The sequence below is a fragment of the Neobacillus sp. SAB-20_R2A genome (assembly GCF_049568635.1).
Taxonomy (GTDB): Bacteria; Bacillota; Bacilli; order Bacillales; family Cytobacillaceae; genus Neobacillus; species Neobacillus citreus.
Map to the genome: position 1 here is coordinate 227,510 of NZ_CP145895.1, position 17,491 is coordinate 245,000.

A 17,491-nucleotide genomic window follows, 5' to 3' on the forward strand; every position below is an offset into this window, starting at 1 on the left:
GGCAGGTGACAAAGGGATGATAGGCTGCTTGTGCATTCACGGCTTTACGGGCGCCCCATATGAAGTGGAGCCCTTGGTGGAGTATTTAAAGAACCGTACAGATTGGGTTTTTCGTGTTCCTACGCTGCCGGGGCATGGTGAAACCCTTCGTTTAAAAGGAGTTCATTACCAGGAATGGATCCGCCATGCCGAGGAAGAATTAAAGGAACTTCTGGAAGTTTGTGATGAAGTGTATGTCGTTGGTTTTTCCATGGGCGGCTTGATTGCAAGCTTTCTTGCAGCACATTATCCTGTGGACAAGCTCATTTTGCTTAGTGCTGCTGCCTACTATATTCATCCCAAACAACTAGCGGCTGATGTAAAGATGTTTATTAAGGATATATTTACCGGCAGCATCCGGAATAATGAGCTGTTCCTGCGTTATAAAAGGAAAATAACTGAGACCCCGCTTGCAGCAACCCTGGAATTCCGCCGGCTTGTTAGCTATATCAGGCCGATGCTGAATCAGGTAAATGTGCCGACCTTTATCGCCCAAGGAGAATCTGACGGAATTGTTCCGCCGAAAAGTGCGGAATATCTATATCGGACCATCGGGGCAAAGGAAAAAAGGATTATTTATATAAAGGAATCAAAACATCATATCTGCCACTGTGGAGAGCGTACGGTCCTATTTTCTCAGGTGCTTGATTTTTTGGGTAATTCCTAAATAATAAGGCATGAACCATCCAAACTTTATTTGCATAATACTATTGATAATGTTATCATTAATAGCAATGTGTCTAAAGATTGGTGAAAAATGGGCATACTCCTTGGGAGGAATGTCTTTTTTTTGGTAAAATAAAGATGTTACTTGATGTGTTTCTTGAGAATAGATTTAGCTTTAGATATTAAAAATACTGTTAAATAGATGAAGGAGAATGAATACATTGACGAAGTTTGAAGATTTAGGCATTAGCCAGGCTACGTTGAAAGCTGTCCTTAAGATGGGATTTGAAGAAGCAACTCCTATTCAGTCAGAGACGATTCCATTGAGCATGGAAAATAAAGACGTTATCGGTCAGGCTCAAACTGGAACAGGGAAAACGGCTGCTTTTGGAATTCCATTGGTGGAAAAGGTTGATACGAAACAAGAGGCCATCCAAGGGATTATTATTGCCCCAACTAGAGAACTTGCCATCCAAGTATCTGAAGAGCTTTATAAAATTGGTGCCGGTAAAAGAGTCCGGGTATTGCCAATTTATGGCGGTCAGGATATCGGCCGGCAAATTCGCTCTTTAAAGAAAGCACCTCATATTATTGTCGGAACTCCAGGGCGGATTCTTGACCATATTAACCGCAAAACGATGCGTTTAGATCAGATTAAAACGGTTATACTTGATGAAGCAGATGAAATGCTAAACATGGGATTCATTGAGGATATTGAATCCATTTTGGCTGGTGTTCCTGAAGAAGGACGGCAAACATTGCTGTTCTCGGCAACTATGCCTGGACCAATTCAGCGTATTGCTGAAAAGTTTATGAAGGATCCGCAGATTGTCCGTGTAAAGACAAAAGAAATGACGGTTCCATTAATTGAACAGTATTATGTGGAAGTGCAGGAAAAGAATAAATTTGATGTCTTAACAAGACTTCTTGACATCCAATCGCCGGAATTAGCGATTGTGTTTGGCCGGACAAAACGCCGTGTCGATGAGTTATCGGAAGCATTGAACCTTCGCGGCTATACTGCAGAAGGCATTCATGGTGATTTAAGCCAGGCGAAACGCCTTTCTGTTTTACGTAAGTTTAAAGAAGGTACAATCGATGTTCTTGTTGCAACAGACGTAGCGGCACGTGGACTTGATATTTCCGGCGTTACCCATGTTTATAACTTCGATATCCCACAGGATCCGGAAAGCTATGTACACCGTATAGGTCGTACTGGCCGTGCCGGCAAAACGGGTGTAGCGTTGACATTTATTACACCACGTGAAAAGCCATATTTATTTGTGGTGGAAAAAACAACGAAGCGCAAAATGGAGCGAATGAAGCCGCCAACTCTTGATGAGGCATTGGAAGGACAGCAGCGGGCTGTTGTTGATAAAATCCTGCAGACGATTGAGTCCAACAATCTTCATTATTATAAGAATGCGGCCGAAGAATTACTAGAAGCCAATGATGCTTCAACGGTTGTTGCAGCAGTGTTGAAGATGCTGACAAAAGAGCCTGATACAACACCGGTTAAATTGACTGAAGAGGCGCCGCTTCAGTCGAAAAAGGAAAGAAGACCTCATGACCGTGGTGGAGACCGTGGCGGGGATCGCCGCAGAAGAGACGATTCACGGAACTATAATTCTGATCGCAGAAAAAAAGCACCGGTAAAACCTCGCGGTGAAAGAAAAACTGGCGGCGGCAAACCAAAGTCAAAGACATATTAATATGATTGTTTAAAGCATGGGTTCTGTTTTCAGGTGCATGCTTATTAAAAGACACAAGAATTGACGTATGAATTGGCATACGTCTTTTCTTTTTTTATCAAGGTTTCTACGAGGGGATCAGATTTAAGCGCCGACCTGAAAAATAGACGAATAAATTTCGCTTATTTTATGATTGCTATTAAAAAAGGCTTAAATAGACGGAAGAATTTCTCTTATTGACTCGAAAAATGCAAAAATGGAAGATTTTCTTTGCATTAACCGAAAATTCTTCCCTTATTTTCCCCAAATGGAGCTCATTTCTGTATTAACCGGAAAACATTCGCTTATTTTATTTTGCTGGATCCTCAATGAAGGACTCAAAACGGAAGCATGGATGCTGGAGGTGTCCATGCTTTTTTATATGTTTGAAATAAGGGAAGACTAATGTTAAATACTTTTTGGAGGATTTAACATGATTATACGTCTTGGATATGTCGCCATGAGTGTGGAACTTCAAAATGCATCCCCTTCTCAAACAATGACATTCGCGCAATTCAGCAAAATTAAAGACAGGGAAGCAGCTATTCGTAAACTGGAAAGAATTTCTGAATCAAATTTACATAATTGCCTCCGTCTCCTAAAGCATAATGAAGCCAATCAAATTCACTTCTTTCGGTTAAGCTCGCGGCTCATACCACTGGCCAACCATGAGGAATTACTCGACTGGAATTACATGAAACCATTAAGCGAGCCCTTAAAAGAACTGGCAGACTACATCAAGAAGCACCCGGCAAGAATTGATTTCCATCCTGATCATTTTGTTGTTCTTAATTCACCGGATAAAGAGATTTTAAAAAACTCATTGAGAACGCTTGTTATGCATAAAGCCCTGCTGAAGGGTATGGAGGTCGACACGGAACACCGCTGTGTCCTTCATGTCGGAGGCGGCTATGATGATAAGGAAAAGGCTCTCGAATTATTTATTCATAACTGGGCCTATATTTCCCCCTCCATCCAAAGAATGATTATGCTGGAAAATGATGATACGACATTTACCGTTAAAGAGACCTTATATCTTTGTGAAAAACTGGGCATTCCCATGGTGTTTGATTATCATCATCATCTGGCCAATCATGAGGACAAAAATTGGCAGGAGGATTGGGGCCGAGTGGTGGAGACCTGGAAGGATTCTCCCCTGCCAATTAAAATGCATATTTCCAGCCCGCGGTCCGAACGTGACTTTCGTGCTCATGCGGATTATGTGGATGTTGAGATGTTCCTTCGGTTTCTTGCTCAAATCAAGGGGACGGTTCCGGAGATTCATTGCATGATCGAAGCGAAGCAAAAGGATGCCGCACTCTTTCAACTTTCTCGGGACTTGCAAGGTAAGAGCGGAATCAAAATGCTGGATCAGTCCAGTTTTCTGATGGAATAGTAGTAGTGGTTCCATTCGTTTCTTTGTATACTTATATGTGAAAGTTTGCCGATTTTCCTCTTTGGAGATTTCAAGGGCTAGAATGGTTTATGGGGAAGGGAAAAAGTGGTCATATAAAAGGTTCATAAGACCAGAAGCAGCAGAGAAAGCCTTGTGAAGCGGTCTTATAAAAGGTTCATAAGACCAGAACGGTAGAGAAAGCTTTGTGAAGTGGTCATATAAAAGGTTCATAAGACCAGAAGCAGCAGAGAAAGCCTTGTGAAGCGGTCTTATAAAAGGTTCATAAGACCAGAACGGTAGAGAAAGCTTTGTGAAGTGGTCATATAAAAGGTTCATAAGACCAGAAGTGGTAGAGAAAGCCCTGTAAAGTGGTCATATAAAAGGTTCATAAGACCGGAAACGGAAGAGAAAGCCCTGTAAAGTGGTCTTATAAAGGATTCAAAAGACCAAAAGCGGCGAGAAAGCCCAGTGAAGTGGTCATATAAAAGGTTCATAAGACCAGAAGCGGAAGAGAAAGCCCAGTGAAGTGGTCGTATAAAAGGTTTATAAGACCGGAAACGGAAGAGAAAGCCCTGTAAAGTGGTCTTATAAAGGATTCATAAGACCAAAAGCAGTAGAGAAAGACTGGTGAAGTGGGTCTTATAAAAGGGAGGGGGAATAAGGTGCAAACTGAACCGCAAAAACGCATCTCGGAAAGTGCCCTGAAAGTTTGGCGCATATCTGGTGTTATAAAAGGGGCGATAGAGTGGGCTATAGCTGTCACAGCCATCATAATAATACATATATTTAACAGACCCATTTGGGTAATGGTTATCCTTATAGCGCTCGCCATCATATTAACCTATTTACATATTTTCTTATTCCCATCAATCAGATGGAAACGTTGGCGGTACGATGTCCGCGAAGAAGAAATTGAATTATTGGAAGGGATTTTTATCATTAGTCGTACGCTCGTGCCGATGGTCCGTGTTCAGCATGTCGATACCGTACAAGGCCCAATTTTAAGAAAATATAAGCTGGCATCGGTCATCGTCCATACGGCGGCCACCGCTCATGAAATCCCTGCCCTGGAGGAGAGCGAAGCGGAAGAATTACGATTCTATATTTCAAAATTGGCAAGGGTGGCTGAGGATGATGTCTGAACCAAAACGGCTTCACCCCATCGCCAGCGTCATTAATACCGGAAAAAGATTAAAAAACCTTTTCATCCCCTTAGCTGCAATATTTTTATCGGGAGGGCGAGAAGGCAAGGAATCTCTTTTCATTACACTTGGTATAGCCTTTGTTGTTGTTATTTCCACTTTTATCTCCGGCCTGATATCTTGGTTAAAATATACTTATCGTTTTGAAAATAATGAGCTTCGAGTTGAATACGGGATTTTCATTCGCAAAAAACGATATATCCCTTTTGAACGAATCCAAAGTATCGATTTGACAGAAGGCATTTTGCAGCAGCTGTTTGGGCTTGTGAAGGTACAGATTGAAACAGCCGGCTCAAGTGGAGACGAGGAGGCGGAGGCCGTTCTTTCAGCCATTACCAAGGAAGAGGCAAAGCTCATTCAAGAGTATGTCGCAGCAGCTAAAACGGGTGATTCAGAAACAGCAAGCCACCAAGTGGCTAAGCCAATTTTTAAAATAACCAGACCGGAATTATTGCTCTTATCGTTAACATCAGGAGGCATCGGGGTGGTGATATCTGCTTTATTCGCACTGCTTTCCCAGTTTGACGATTTCATACCTTTTAAAAAAGTCTTTGGCGGGTTGGAAGACTGGGCGGTTCACAATCTTATCCTTATCGCCATCCTTGTCTTTGCCGGCTTTTTCCTGGCATGGCTAATTGCCTTAGTGATGACGATGCTGAAATATGCGCATTTCACGGTAGTACAAACAGAAAAGGACTTCGTTATTTCACAAGGGCTTCTTGAGAAAAAACAAATCACCATTCCTTTAAACCGGATTCAAGCCATAAGAATCAGTGAGAATCCAATCAGGCAATTGCTTGGTTATGGAACGGTGTATGTGGAAAGTGCCGGGGGATCCATTGAGAACAAGGATGGCGCAAATGTCATCCTACTGCCAATCATGAAGGTAAAGGAATTGTCTGCATTAATTGGTCCTTACCTGCCGGAGTATCAGTTCAGGGCGTCCTTCACGCCAGTCCCGAAGCGGGCATTTAGGCGTTATATTTTCCGGAGCTGGTTCATTCCAGTTCCAATCGCAGCGGCAGCCATCTTTTTTTTCAAAATATGGGGTCTCTTTTCGCTGATCCTAATTGGAATATTTACATTTTGGGCGATACTGAAATATAAAACCGCAGGCTGGAGTTTGGATGGTCAGCAGCTGACCCTTAGATTTCAGACCACCAACCGCACCACTGTCTTTATGAAGAAAAACAATATTCAAAGCTTGGAAATAAGGGGAAGTTATTTTCAACGAAATAAAGAATTGGGGACAATTGAGGCCTATGTAAAATCGGGACTAGGCGGTGCCGGCGGGACAGTTGTCGACATGGAAAAAAGTGAGGTTGAGAAGATTTTCGGCTGGTACTCTAAGGAGAAGAATAGGGAGGGGGCGCACGGTTGAAGCCCCCTCTATTCTAAGCTTTGTCGTGAAACTGCCCCAAGCAAAAGCCCGCCCAGCAGCCCAAAAAGATGGGCGGTAATATTCACGTTAGGTTCAAGAAATGTCATTACTAAGCTGATAACCGTAAGTGTGATGATTATTTGGGAATTTGCTTTGGAAAGTGTATTTTTTTTAAAAAGAATTAGCGCCAAATAGTAGCCGAACAGCCCGAATATCGCCCCGCTTGATCCGACATGTGTATAGGTGAGCGCCTCAAGCATTAAGGTGGCAACGTTGGCGATCAATCCGGAAACCAGATATACAATCAAAAATCGTCCGCCGCCGAGCATCCGCTCTAGCCCTGGTCCAAATAATACAAGGGCAAAACTATTAAAAAGCATATGGGAGAAACCGCTGTGCATAAAGATCGGTGTAATCAGCCGCCAATACTCGCCCTCCATAATGTAAAGATTGACCCCGGAGAGGGTTTCAATAAACCAGGAATTAGGGAATATTGGTAAAATGGTGCAGATAAAAAGAATGAGATGAATGGCCACAATAATAGAAACCACCGGGTAATAGCGAAGAAACTCGCGAAGACTTTCTGTTCGAGTAAACATTATTTTCCACCTCTTACTACCATCATAGACTATTATTTTATCTTGTACACTATTATGCTGACAGGAAATGAAATAGAAGGAAGATTAGCGATGATTAAAGGAATTGGTATTGATATTATTGAACTTTCCAGAGTTCACGAAATAATCAGCCGGCAGCCCAAATTTATCGACCGGGTTTTGACGGCCAGCGAAAAACAAAGATTCTCAGAATTGGCAGAGCGTCGAAAGGTCGAATTTTTAGCTGGAAGATTTGCAGCAAAAGAAGCTTTCTCAAAAGCGATTGGAACGGGGATTGGTAAAGAGCTTTCCTTTTTGGACATCGAAATTAGTTCGGATGGGTTGGGCAAACCGGTCATTAAAAAGCCGGAAGTATGTGCCCATTTGTCCATTTCCCATAGTAGGGATTACGCTGTCGCCCAGGTTGTGATTGAAGAGGATCACTAATTTAAAAAAAGCTTGTCAGGCCTGTTAGCATATTCCCCAAGGTTGTCTCATATATTCATAGGGAAAAAGGAGAGACAAGGTCAGCTTGGTCATTTTGGTTATCATGCCTGATCCCTGCCTTTCTCTTCTCAATACACTGAAATGAGACAAGAAGGGGTTGAAGGAATGAGGAAAAAGTTAGTGCTGCTCATCACGGGGCTGATCGCAATCTTCATGCTCGCTGCCTGCGGTTCTAAATCACAGGATGATGTGGTAAAAGATTTAAATGGAAAGCAAAAGGACTTATCAAGCTATAAAGCTGAAGCAAAAATGACCCTCAAAATGGGGTCGGATTCTCAGGTATACGACGTTGAAATCTGGCATATGGACCCAAACTTTTACCGTGTTAACCTAAAAAATGCGGAAAAAGACCAAAGCCAAATGATTTTAAGAAATAATGAAGGCGTGTTTGTGTTAACACCTGCCCTGAAAAAGAGCTTCCGCTTCCAAAGCGATTGGCCGCAAAACAGCAGCCAGGCTTATCTTTATGAATCATTAATTAAAGACATTGTGGCCGATAAAGACGCCAAATTTTCCGCTACGAAAGAACACTACGTGTTTGAAACAAAAACCCGCTATCAAAATAATAGTATGCTTCCAATCCAGGAAATTAAGCTGAATAAAAAGGATTTGTCACCAGCAGTCGTTAAAGTGATGGACCCTGATCGAAATGCTCTTGTAACAGTAGAATTTACAAAGGTTAAATTCAACGCCAGCTTTGACAAGGACGACTTCGATATGAAGAAGAACATGACCCGTGCAGAGCTAAATATGCCGGCGATGGCAGACGGAGGAGATAAAGCCTTTACGGTTAAATATCCAACCTATGAAATTAAAGGCACAAAACTGATTGAGGAGAAATCTGTCAAGATTGAGGATGGAAAACGGGTTGTCCTTACTTACGACGGTAAAAAATCATTTACCCTTGTTCAGGAAAAGGTAAAGTCGAAGGTTGCCTCGACTACTCCGACATATGTAGAAGGTGACTTGGTTGACCTAGGCATTACGATTGGGGCCGTTACTGATCATTCGATTTCCTGGTCACAGGGCGGAGTCGATTATATGATTGCCTCCAAAAACCTAACGAAGAAAGAGATGGTCGAGATCGCTAAATCGGTCCAAGGGGAAGCAGTAAAATAAATAAAGTTTCAAGCCGCGGAGGTGCTGCACCTGCCGCTGATTGGAACCAATAATTTACATCAGCAGGCTCTTAGGGGCCTGTTTTTTTATATGTTATAATACTGGTATTAATGTTTTTAGGAAGTGGAATCATGGGAGAACAAGACTCTTTTTATCGGGATACATGGGTAGAAGTAGATTTGGATTGTATTGCGGAGAATGTCACATCTGTCAAAAAACAACTGCCTGAAGGGGTGGACATTTTTGCCGTCGTGAAAGCTAATGCCTATGGCCACGGGGATATCCAAGTGGCTGAAACCGCACTGAATGCAGGGGCGGTGTATCTGGCGGTAGCCTTTATTGATGAAGCGATTGCACTCCGAAAAAAAGGGATAACGGCACCTATACTTGTTTTAGGGGCTTCTCGTCCAGGGGACGCCTTGGTGGCTGTTCAAAATAATATCACCCTAACTGTTTTTCAAAAGGAATGGCTTGAGGAAGCGAAACAGCAGTTGAATACAAATGATCAGCTAAAGGTCCATGTTAAAGTGGATACAGGAATGGGAAGGATCGGCGTCCGCACTGTCGAGGAATTAAAAGCTGTTGAACAAACCATTGCAACTGATAGCCGACTTTTGTTTGAAGGGATTTTTACGCATTTCGCAACGGCTGATGAGTTGGAAACTGCCTATTTCAATGAGCAATTAGGCAAATTCGAAGCACTTGTAGGCACACTGGCTGAACGGCCAAAGTATATTCATGCCAGCAACAGTGCAGCGGCCATTCGGTTTCCAAAAGCCTATTTCAATGCTGTCAGGCTTGGAATTGTAATGTACGGGTTAACCCCATCACCGGAAATGGAACAGGAAATTCCTTTTTCCCTAAAAGAGGCTTTTTCGTTAAAGACAAAGCTTGTCCATATTAAGAAGCTGCCAAAAGGAAACAAAGTGAGCTACGGGGCCACATATGAAAGTGAACAGGAAGAATGGATTGGCACTTTGCCAATCGGATATGCTGATGGATGGATTCGCAGGCTGCAGGGGCAGGAGGTCCTAATTGCAGGGCTTCGCGCACCAATTGTCGGAAGGGTTTGTATGGACCAATGCATGATCCGTCTTCCTTTTGAGATTCCTGTTGGAACAACCGTCACGTTAATTGGAAGCGAAGGTGACCAGCTGATTTCCGTTAATGAAATTGCCGCCAAGCTTGACACCATTAATTACGAGATACCGTGTATCATTGCGAGCAGGGTCCCGCGCATTTATAAAAAAAGTGAAAGAATTGTCGAGATAAAAAATTACCTGGTATAGGTGTAAATCATGCATAGGAAACATATTTATGATATTGCGGTAATTTGTGCATAAAAGCTTGTTTAGTTGGCTTATAATACAGTAGGAATCATATTTAGTCTATGCATGAAGAGCGTTTAGTGTTATTATAAAATATGGTATAGATAAAAAAATGGTGTGTAGTGATGGTGGAGGTGTATGTTGGGTGTCTGAATCCAGCGCAACTACGGAAATCTTGGTAAAATTACCGCAGCATCTATTAACTGAATTAGATGGTTTCGTAAAGCAGGAAAATGTAAACCGCAGTGAGTTTATCTACCAAGCAACAAAAATGTATTTACGCGAACGAAAAACGAGACAAATTCGCGAATCCATGAGACGTGGATACATGGAAATGGCAAAGATTAATCTTAGGATTGCGTCAGAAGCATTTCAAGCAGAATATGAGGCAGAGCATACTGTTGAACGTCTTGTAAGCGGAGGATAATCCCTTGATTGTCAAGCGTGGTGACGTATATTTTGCGGACCTTTCCCCAGTTGTTGGTTCTGAACAAGGCGGCGTCCGCCCTGTACTAGTCATCCAAAACGACATCGGGAATCGGTTTAGTCCCACAGTGATTGTTGCAGCGATTACAGCTCAAATTCAGAAAGCGAAGCTCCCTACTCATGTTGAAATTGATGCGAAGCGCTACGGATTTGAACGCGACTCAGTCATTCTGTTAGAGCAAATTCGCACAATTGATAAGCAGCGGTTAACCGATAAAATTACCCATCTCGATGACGAAATGATGGAAAAAGTGGATGAAGCCTTGCAGGTAAGTCTTGGTCTCATCGAATTTTAACTTAAAACGCTCTTTGTGAAAAAAAGAGCGTTTTTTCGTACATAATTCTGCCCTCATATTGCTAAGGCAAGCTCATCGAAGCTTGCCTCTTTTATTTTTTCAGGGGGAAACTTGATCTTGGAAGGTAGAGCAAGGCGGTTGAAGGCCAAAACGGGTTGGAACTAGGAGTGAAATGTCCTTGATAGGCGTTATGAAGGACAAAACAAAAGAAGAAACGGACGAAAATGTCCTTCATAAGTAAGTGAAAGGAAGAGAGTACTGATCTACCGTATTATGAAACCCCTGCGCTAATTTGATACAATAAGTGTTAAAAGGAAATTGGAGGTAAAGTTGTGACCGAAACAATAGTAAAAGACGAACAGTTACTAGGAAAAATTGCCGCTGAATTGGCAATCAATCATAAGCAAGTAAGAAATGTCATTTCCTTACTTAATGAAGGAAATACTGTCCCATTTATCGCTCGCTATCGGAAAGAAATGACCGGTGCCCTGGATGAGGTGCAAATCCGGAACATTCTAGAACGCTGGCAATACATACAAAACCTCGAACAAAGAAAAGAAGAAGTTCTCCGGATCATTGCGGAACAAGGAAAGCTGACCGAAGAGCTCCAGCAAAGCATCGTAAAAGCTGAAAAGCTCCAAGAGGTAGAAGATTTATACCGTCCCTATAAACAAAAAAGACGAACCAAGGCTACTATAGCTAAAGAAAAAGGCCTTGAGCCGCTGGCCGAATGGTTACTGACACTCCCAAAAGAAAGTGTTGAAGAAAAGGCGAAAGAATTTTTATCGGAAGAAAAAGAGGTTCTTACAATAGAAGATGCGCTAGCCGGTGCAAAGGATATCATTGCGGAAATGGTGTCAGACGATGCGGAAGGCCGCAAGTGGATTCGTCGGGAAACCTTCAAATCTGGTACGGTTGTCTCTGTTGTAAAGGAAACGGAAAAGGACGAGAAAAACGTTTACGAAATGTACTATGAATACGAGGAACCGGTAAATAAAATCGTTCCGCACCGAATCCTTGCCCTAAACCGCGGTGAAAAAGAAGACATTCTAAGAGTATCTATTAAAATGAACCCAGATATCATCATTTCGTATTTGTCCAGAAAATGGGTTAAAAAGGAGCACTCGCCGGCAGCCCCATTGGTATTAGAAGCAATCGAAGACGGCTACAAAAGATTAATCCAGCCATCTATTGAGCGAGAAATCCGCAGTGAATTGACTGTAAAAGCAGAGGAACAGGCCATTCATATATTCTCAGAGAATTTGAGAAACCTTCTCCTCCAGCCGCCGTTAAAGGGAAAAATCGTCTTAGGTGTCGACCCGGCCTATCGGACAGGCTGTAAGCTGGCGGTTGTGGATGAAACCGGGAAAGTCCTAAAGATTGATGTCATTTACCCGCACCCACCGAAAGCGAAGCCCGAGGAAGCAAAAGACAAGTTTATTAAAATATTGCGGGACTATAAGGTTGAGATGGTTGCGGTCGGAAACGGGACCGCCTCAAGAGAGACAGAGCAATTCGTAGCTGATATTTTAAAAGAAGTTAAGGGAGAAATATTTTATCTAATTGTGAATGAGGCCGGGGCAAGTGTGTATTCTGCTTCCGATCTTGCAAGAGAGGAATTCCCTAACTTCCAAGTTGAAGAACGGAGTGCCGTGTCAATTGCCCGCCGTCTGCAGGACCCGCTTGCGGAATTGGTTAAGATAGATCCGAAATCAGTAGGCGTCGGCCAATACCAGCATGATGTATCTCAGAAACTTTTGTCCGAATCACTCCATTTCGTCGTGGAAACGGCAGTTAACCAGGTCGGAGTGAATGTGAATACTGCCTCGTCTTCTTTGCTGCAGTATGTTGCCGGCCTTAATAAAACAGCAGCCAATAATATTGTGAAAATGCGCGATGAGGAAGGGAAATTCACCAGCCGCTCGCAATTAAAGAAGGTTCCTCGCCTTGGTGCAAAGACCTATGAACAAGCGGTGGGCTTCCTGCGGGTATTAGATGGAAAACAGCCGCTGGACCGGACCGGAATTCACCCGGAAAATTACAAAGAGGTAGAAAAACTCCTTAAAAACCTAGGCTTTACAACTGCTCACCTAGGGTCTGAAGAGTTGATATCTGCCTTGAACGGACTTGATTTGAAGTCTGTTTCTGAAGAGTTATCCATTGGTGAGTTAACATTGAAGGATATTGTTGACGCACTTGTAAGACCGGAACGTGATCCACGTGACGACCTGCCGCGTCCGCTTTTGAAAAAAGATGTTTTAAAACTGGAAGACCTAAAATCCGGAATGGAGCTCCAAGGTACAGTCAGAAATGTTGTTGATTTTGGAGCCTTTGTAGATATTGGTGTTAAACAGGACGGGCTTGTTCATATCTCAAAACTAAGTACTCGATTCGTCAAACATCCGCTCGATATTGTTTCAGTAGGGGATGTAGTAACCGTCTGGGTAGATTCGGTTGATATGAAAAAAGGCCGGGTAGCACTAACGATGCTTCCTCCAGCAAAATAAACGAAAACACTGCTTGCTTAGCAGTGTTTTTTTCTGTAAAAAAACCAGCATTGATTTAACATCTTAATTTGATATCGATTTTTTTCATAAAATGCTCTTTTCATTTGGTTTTGAAACCAAGTAGGCATAAATTAAACCTCCCGAAAAGTTTCTCCACAAGGGTATATACAATATATGCTATAATAGGTTGTCACGTTCGCAAAGAAAGTGAGGGAACCTTAAATGAAGGATTCGGAGCTTCAGTTGATGGTGGAAAAAATCTCGATGGAGTACTTTGGGAAGCCATTCAAACATAAGGCATCCTTTAATTCTCGGCTCAGATCAACTGGCGGCAGATATCTTTTGGGGACACATAATATCGAAATTAATAAAAAGTATTTGGAGCAGCTTGGCGAACAAGAATTAATTGGGATCATCAAACACGAACTAGTTCACTATCATCTTCACCTTGAAGGCAAGGGATACAAGCATCGTGATTTAGATTTTAAAATACTCTTAAAAAAGGTGGGAGCACCAAGGTTTTGCAATCAGCTTCCGGATGTCCCGAAAAGAAAATGTAAAGCTAAAAAAATACTTTTATATAAATGCACAAAGTGCAGCCTTCCATATCAGCGCAGAAGAAGCATTGATACAAGTCGCTATGTTTGTGGAAATTGTAAAGGGAAATTAGAAAAGGTCAAAGAATATCTTTTGGAATGAAAGTTTGAAGAACCATTTATTTCTATGAAAATTCGTATTGACTTTAGATAAAGACGTCATTATAATTTAAAGAGTCGATAGGGCAACGCCTTATTGGACTAGCTTCATATTTGCTATTATTCCGCAGTAGCTCAGTGGTAGAGCTATCGGCTGTTAACCGATCGGTCGCAGGTTCGAGTCCTGCCTGCGGAGCCATATTGGGGAAGTACTCAAGTGGCTGAAGAGGCGCCCCTGCTAAGGGTGTAGGTCGCGTAAGCGGCGCGAGGGTTCAAATCCCTCCTTCTCCGCCAGGTTAAAATATTGGCCCCTTGGTCAAGCGGTTAAGACACCGCCCTTTCACGGCGGTAACACGGGTTCGAATCCCGTAGGGGTCATCAGGAATGGGGAATGAAACAAATTCATTTCCTGTTTCTTTCTCTCTTGAAAAATAAATAAATTGGGCTATAGCCAAGCGGTAAGGCAACGGACTTTGACTCCGTCACTCGTAGGTTCGAATCCTGCTAGCCCAGCCATTTTTATGCGGGTGTGGCGGAATTGGCAGACGCACCAGACTTAGGATCTGGCGCCGCAAGGCGTGGGGGTTCGACTCCCTTCACCCGCACCAATAATTTCCTGTTGAAAAACCTCAGGAAACATGTTATGATTTTCTTTGTCACTAATTTAAAATGCGGTCGTGGCGGAATGGCAGACGCGCTAGGTTGAGGGCCTAGTGGTGGCAACACCGTGGAGGTTCAAGTCCTCTCGGCCGCACCAAAAAATATATTGACATAATAAATCGAATGTGATAAGATATAAAAGTTGATTAAAAAGAGCGCCCGTAGCTCAATTGGATAGAGCGTCTGACTACGGATCAGAAGGTTATGGGTTCGACTCCTGTCGGGCGCGTTCTAAAGTCTAACTCCAATATCGGGAAATAGCTCAGCTTGGTAGAGCACTTGGTTTGGGACCAAGGGGTCGCAGGTTCGAATCCTGTTTTCCCGACCATCACAATTTTATATGCGGGTGTAGTTTAGTGGTAAAACCACAGCCTTCCAAGCTGTTGTTGTGGGTTCGATTCCCATCACCCGCTCCACTTTAGAAAAATAGTTCTTTGAAAACTAAACAAACAAAAACGTCAACAAACAATAATTATTCATTTCTTCTGAAATGAAGCCAACGTAACATTTTTGAGCTAATCAACTCAACTTTATTGGAGAGTTTGATCCTGGCTCAGGACGAACGCTGGCGGCGTGCCTAATACATGCAAGTCGAGCGAATCACTGGGAGCTTGCTCCCGGTGGTTAGCGGCGGACGGGTGAGTAACACGTGGGCAACCTGCCTGTAAGACTGGGATAACTTCGGGAAACCGGAGCTAATACCGGATAATTTCTTCCCTCACATGAGGGAAGGTTGAAAGTCGGTTTCGGCTGACACTTACAGATGGGCCCGCGGCGCATTAGCTAGTTGGTGAGGTAACGGCTCACCAAGGCGACGATGCGTAGCCGACCTGAGAGGGTGATCGGCCACACTGGGACTGAGACACGGCCCAGACTCCTACGGGAGGCAGCAGTAGGGAATCTTCCACAATGGACGAAAGTCTGATGGAGCAACGCCGCGTGAGCGATGAAGGCCTTCGGGTCGTAAAGCTCTGTTGTCAGGGAAGAACAAGTATCGGAGTAACTGCCGGTACCTTGACGGTACCTGACCAGAAAGCCACGGCTAACTACGTGCCAGCAGCCGCGGTAATACGTAGGTGGCAAGCGTTGTCCGGAATTATTGGGCGTAAAGCGCGCGCAGGCGGTCCTTTAAGTCTGATGTGAAAGCCCACGGCTCAACCGTGGAGGGTCATTGGAAACTGGGGGACTTGAGTGCAGAAGAGGAAAGCGGAATTCCACGTGTAGCGGTGAAATGCGTAGAGATGTGGAGGAACACCAGTGGCGAAGGCGGCTTTCTGGTCTGTAACTGACGCTGAGGCGCGAAAGCGTGGGGAGCAAACAGGATTAGATACCCTGGTAGTCCACGCCGTAAACGATGAGTGCTAAGTGTTAGAGGGTTTCCGCCCTTTAGTGCTGCAGCTAACGCATTAAGCACTCCGCCTGGGGAGTACGGCCGCAAGGCTGAAACTCAAAGGAATTGACGGGGGCCCGCACAAGCGGTGGAGCATGTGGTTTAATTCGAAGCAACGCGAAGAACCTTACCAGGTCTTGACATCCTCTGACACTCCTAGAGATAGGAATTTCCCCTTCGGGGGACAGAGTGACAGGTGGTGCATGGTTGTCGTCAGCTCGTGTCGTGAGATGTTGGGTTAAGTCCCGCAACGAGCGCAACCCTTGATCTTAGTTGCCAGCATTCAGTTGGGCACTCTAAGGTGACTGCCGGTGACAAACCGGAGGAAGGTGGGGATGACGTCAAATCATCATGCCCCTTATGACCTGGGCTACACACGTGCTACAATGGATGGTACAAAGGGCAGCGAAGCCGCGAGGTGGAGCCAATCCCATAAAACCATTCTCAGTTCGGATTGCAGGCTGCAACTCGCCTGCATGAAGCCGGAATCGCTAGTAATCGCGGATCAGCATGCCGCGGTGAATACGTTCCCGGGCCTTGTACACACCGCCCGTCACACCACGAGAGTTTGTAACACCCGAAGTCGGTGGGGTAACCGTAAGGAGCCAGCCGCCTAAGGTGGGACAGATGATTGGGGTGAAGTCGTAACAAGGTAGCCGTATCGGAAGGTGCGGCTGGATCACCTCCTTTCTAAGGATATAAGCTGGACATATGAGCCAGACAATACATGTTTGTTTGATTGTTTCTTGTTTGTTTAGTTTTGAGGGAATTATCTCTCAAAACTTTCGTTCTTTGAAAACTAGATAATCGTATAGAAGAAGTAACCAAGTAAGAACCGAGTAATCGCCATTTTAGTTTTTCTCTCTTATTTTTAAGAGTAAGTAAAACCTTTTAGGTTAAGTTAGAAAGGGCGCACGGTGAATGCCTTGGCACTAGGAGCCGATGAAGGACGGGACTAACACCGATATGCTTCGGGGAGCTGTAAGTAAGCGCCGATCCGGAGATTTCCGAATGGGGAAACCCACTGTTCGTAATGGAGCAGTATCTTTACCTGAATACATAGGGTATTGAAGGCAGACCCGGGGAACTGAAACATCTAAGTACCCGGAGGAAGAGAAAGCAAACGCGATTCCCTGAGTAGCGGCGAGCGAAACGGGAACAGCCCAAACCGAAAGGCTTGCCTTTCGGGGTTGTAGGACACTCAACATGGAGTTACAAAGGAACGGGGTAGATGAAGCGGTCTGGAAAGGCCGGCCATAGAAGGTAAAAGCCCTGTAGTTGAAACTTCGTTCCCTCCTGAGTGGATCCTGAGTACGGCCGGACACGTGAAATCCGGTCGGAAGCAGGGAGGACCATCTCCCAAGGCTAAATACTCCCTAGTGACCGATAGTGAACCAGTACCGTGAGGGAAAGGTGAAAAGCACCCCGGAAGGGGAGTGAAAGAGATCCTGAAACCGTGTGCCTACAAGTAGTCAGAGCCCGTTCATGGGTGA

14 protein-coding genes, 9 tRNA genes and 2 rRNA genes (1 of these 25 only partly in view) are annotated in these 17,491 nt (G+C 44.0%); 23 read left to right on the plus strand and 2 right to left on the minus strand.

The annotated features are described in order from the left end of the window. Positions 1-16 precede the first annotated feature (16 nt). The 5 genes from V5M37_RS01235 to V5M37_RS01255 all read left to right on the plus strand — a co-directional run bounded on the left by V5M37_RS01235 (position 17) and on the right by V5M37_RS01255 (position 6,414). Positions 17-706, plus strand: a complete 690-nt coding sequence (locus V5M37_RS01235; RefSeq protein ID WP_423800400.1) for an alpha/beta hydrolase — start codon at positions 17-19, stop codon at positions 704-706. A gap of 220 nt (positions 707-926) precedes the next feature. Continuing rightward, positions 927-2,417 carry a DEAD/DEAH box helicase gene (locus V5M37_RS01240; RefSeq protein ID WP_423800401.1) on the plus strand — a complete coding sequence of 497 codons (1,491 nt, stop codon included), beginning with the start codon at positions 927-929 and terminating at the stop codon, positions 2,415-2,417. Between the two features lie 451 nt (positions 2,418-2,868). Further along, positions 2,869-3,831, plus strand: a complete 963-nt coding sequence (gene uvsE / locus V5M37_RS01245) for a UV DNA damage repair endonuclease UvsE (RefSeq protein WP_423800402.1) — start codon at positions 2,869-2,871, stop codon at positions 3,829-3,831. A 662-nt stretch (positions 3,832-4,493) separates the two neighbouring features. Next, positions 4,494-4,973, plus strand: coding sequence for a PH domain-containing protein (locus V5M37_RS01250; RefSeq protein WP_423800403.1), 480 nt, complete (start codon positions 4,494-4,496; stop codon positions 4,971-4,973). Next, positions 4,966-6,414, plus strand: coding sequence for a PH domain-containing protein (locus V5M37_RS01255; protein ID WP_423800404.1), 1,449 nt, complete (start codon positions 4,966-4,968; stop codon positions 6,412-6,414). Before V5M37_RS01250 ends, V5M37_RS01255 begins: the two co-directional genes overlap by 8 nt. A gap of 8 nt (positions 6,415-6,422) precedes the next feature. Here the strand turns inward: V5M37_RS01255 and V5M37_RS01260 are convergent, their stop codons facing one another. Then, on the minus strand, positions 6,423-7,013 hold the full coding sequence (locus V5M37_RS01260; protein WP_423800405.1) for a rhomboid family intramembrane serine protease: 591 nt from the start codon (positions 7,011-7,013) through the stop codon (positions 6,423-6,425). 90 nt (positions 7,014-7,103) lie between these two features. On the opposite strand from V5M37_RS01260, the gene acpS reads away from it, so the two are divergent. From acpS to V5M37_RS01290, 6 genes are all read left to right on the plus strand, one after another. After that, a complete protein-coding gene (acpS, locus tag V5M37_RS01265) occupies positions 7,104-7,457 on the plus strand; it encodes a holo-ACP synthase (protein ID WP_423800406.1) in 354 nt (117 codons plus the stop codon). 165 nt (positions 7,458-7,622) lie between these two features. Beyond that, positions 7,623-8,636, plus strand: coding sequence for a LolA family protein (locus V5M37_RS01270; protein WP_213148132.1), 1,014 nt, complete (start codon positions 7,623-7,625; stop codon positions 8,634-8,636). 131 nt (positions 8,637-8,767) lie between these two features. Next, on the plus strand, positions 8,768-9,925 hold the full coding sequence (alr, locus tag V5M37_RS01275; protein WP_423800407.1) for an alanine racemase: 1,158 nt from the start codon (positions 8,768-8,770) through the stop codon (positions 9,923-9,925). A gap of 184 nt (positions 9,926-10,109) precedes the next feature. After that, entirely contained in the window at positions 10,110-10,391 is a 282-nt protein-coding gene (locus V5M37_RS01280) for a CopG family ribbon-helix-helix protein (protein WP_213120931.1), read from the plus strand. A 4-nt stretch (positions 10,392-10,395) separates the two neighbouring features. Beyond that, on the plus strand, positions 10,396-10,746 hold the full coding sequence (ndoA, locus tag V5M37_RS01285; protein WP_007083556.1) for a type II toxin-antitoxin system endoribonuclease NdoA: 351 nt from the start codon (positions 10,396-10,398) through the stop codon (positions 10,744-10,746). A 332-nt stretch (positions 10,747-11,078) separates the two neighbouring features. Next, positions 11,079-13,253 (plus strand): Tex family protein, encoded by a 2,175-nt coding sequence (locus tag V5M37_RS01290; RefSeq protein ID WP_423800408.1) that lies wholly within the window; start codon positions 11,079-11,081, stop codon positions 13,251-13,253. 17 nt (positions 13,254-13,270) lie between these two features. Here V5M37_RS01290 and cmpA read toward each other — a convergent pair whose 3' ends face one another. Then, positions 13,271-13,381 (minus strand): cortex morphogenetic protein CmpA, encoded by a 111-nt coding sequence (gene cmpA / locus V5M37_RS01295; RefSeq protein WP_213148129.1) that lies wholly within the window; start codon positions 13,379-13,381, stop codon positions 13,271-13,273. Positions 13,382-13,475: 94 nt separating this feature from the next. Here cmpA and V5M37_RS01300 point away from each other — a divergent pair, with 94 nt between their 5' ends. The 12 genes from V5M37_RS01300 to V5M37_RS01355 all read left to right on the plus strand — a co-directional run. After that, complete coding sequence (locus tag V5M37_RS01300) at positions 13,476-13,952, plus strand: SprT family protein (protein ID WP_423800409.1); 477 nt, start codon at positions 13,476-13,478, stop codon at positions 13,950-13,952. 120 nt (positions 13,953-14,072) lie between these two features. After that, positions 14,073-14,147, plus strand: a tRNA-Asn gene (locus V5M37_RS01305). A 4-nt stretch (positions 14,148-14,151) separates the two neighbouring features. Continuing rightward, positions 14,152-14,242, plus strand: a tRNA-Ser gene (locus V5M37_RS01310). A gap of 12 nt (positions 14,243-14,254) precedes the next feature. Continuing rightward, positions 14,255-14,326: transfer RNA gene (locus V5M37_RS01315), tRNA-Glu, on the plus strand. Between the two features lie 63 nt (positions 14,327-14,389). Continuing rightward, positions 14,390-14,464 (plus strand) — tRNA-Gln (locus V5M37_RS01320). Between the two features lie 7 nt (positions 14,465-14,471). Next, a tRNA-Leu gene (locus V5M37_RS01325) sits at positions 14,472-14,556 on the plus strand. Positions 14,557-14,619: 63 nt separating this feature from the next. Then, a tRNA-Leu gene (locus tag V5M37_RS01330) sits at positions 14,620-14,705 on the plus strand. Positions 14,706-14,763: 58 nt separating this feature from the next. Then, positions 14,764-14,837 (plus strand) — tRNA-Arg (locus tag V5M37_RS01335). 22 nt (positions 14,838-14,859) lie between these two features. Continuing rightward, positions 14,860-14,936, plus strand: a tRNA-Pro gene (locus V5M37_RS01340). A gap of 14 nt (positions 14,937-14,950) precedes the next feature. After that, positions 14,951-15,024, plus strand: a tRNA-Gly gene (locus tag V5M37_RS01345). Positions 15,025-15,138: 114 nt separating this feature from the next. Further along, positions 15,139-16,688 (plus strand): 16S ribosomal RNA (locus V5M37_RS01350). A gap of 204 nt (positions 16,689-16,892) precedes the next feature. Beyond that, positions 16,893-17,491, plus strand: a 23S ribosomal RNA gene (locus tag V5M37_RS01355); it runs 2,336 nt beyond the window's last position. Together the 16S and 23S rRNA genes with 9 tRNA genes alongside form the textbook arrangement of a ribosomal RNA operon.

What these genes read in the sequence shown, in the direction of transcription:
- V5M37_RS01235 (WP_423800400.1), top strand. Translation starts at nt 17, where the DNA reads ATGATAGGCTGCTTGTGCATTCACGGCTTTACGGGCGCCCCATATGAA.
- uvsE (WP_423800402.1), top strand. Translation starts at nt 2,869, where the DNA reads ATGATTATACGTCTTGGATATGTCGCCATGAGTGTGGAACTTCAAAAT.
- V5M37_RS01255 (WP_423800404.1), top strand. Translation starts at nt 4,966, where the DNA reads ATGTCTGAACCAAAACGGCTTCACCCCATCGCCAGCGTCATTAATACC.
- V5M37_RS01260 (WP_423800405.1), bottom strand. Translation starts at nt 7,013, where the DNA reads ATGTTTACTCGAACAGAAAGTCTTCGCGAGTTTCTTCGCTATTACCCG.
- acpS (WP_423800406.1), top strand. Translation starts at nt 7,104, where the DNA reads ATGATTAAAGGAATTGGTATTGATATTATTGAACTTTCCAGAGTTCAC.
- V5M37_RS01270 (WP_213148132.1), top strand. Translation starts at nt 7,623, where the DNA reads ATGAGGAAAAAGTTAGTGCTGCTCATCACGGGGCTGATCGCAATCTTC.
- alr (WP_423800407.1), top strand. Translation starts at nt 8,768, where the DNA reads ATGGGAGAACAAGACTCTTTTTATCGGGATACATGGGTAGAAGTAGAT.
- cmpA (WP_213148129.1), bottom strand. Translation starts at nt 13,381, where the DNA reads ATGCCTACTTGGTTTCAAAACCAAATGAAAAGAGCATTTTATGAAAAA.
- V5M37_RS01300 (WP_423800409.1), top strand. Translation starts at nt 13,476, where the DNA reads ATGAAGGATTCGGAGCTTCAGTTGATGGTGGAAAAAATCTCGATGGAG.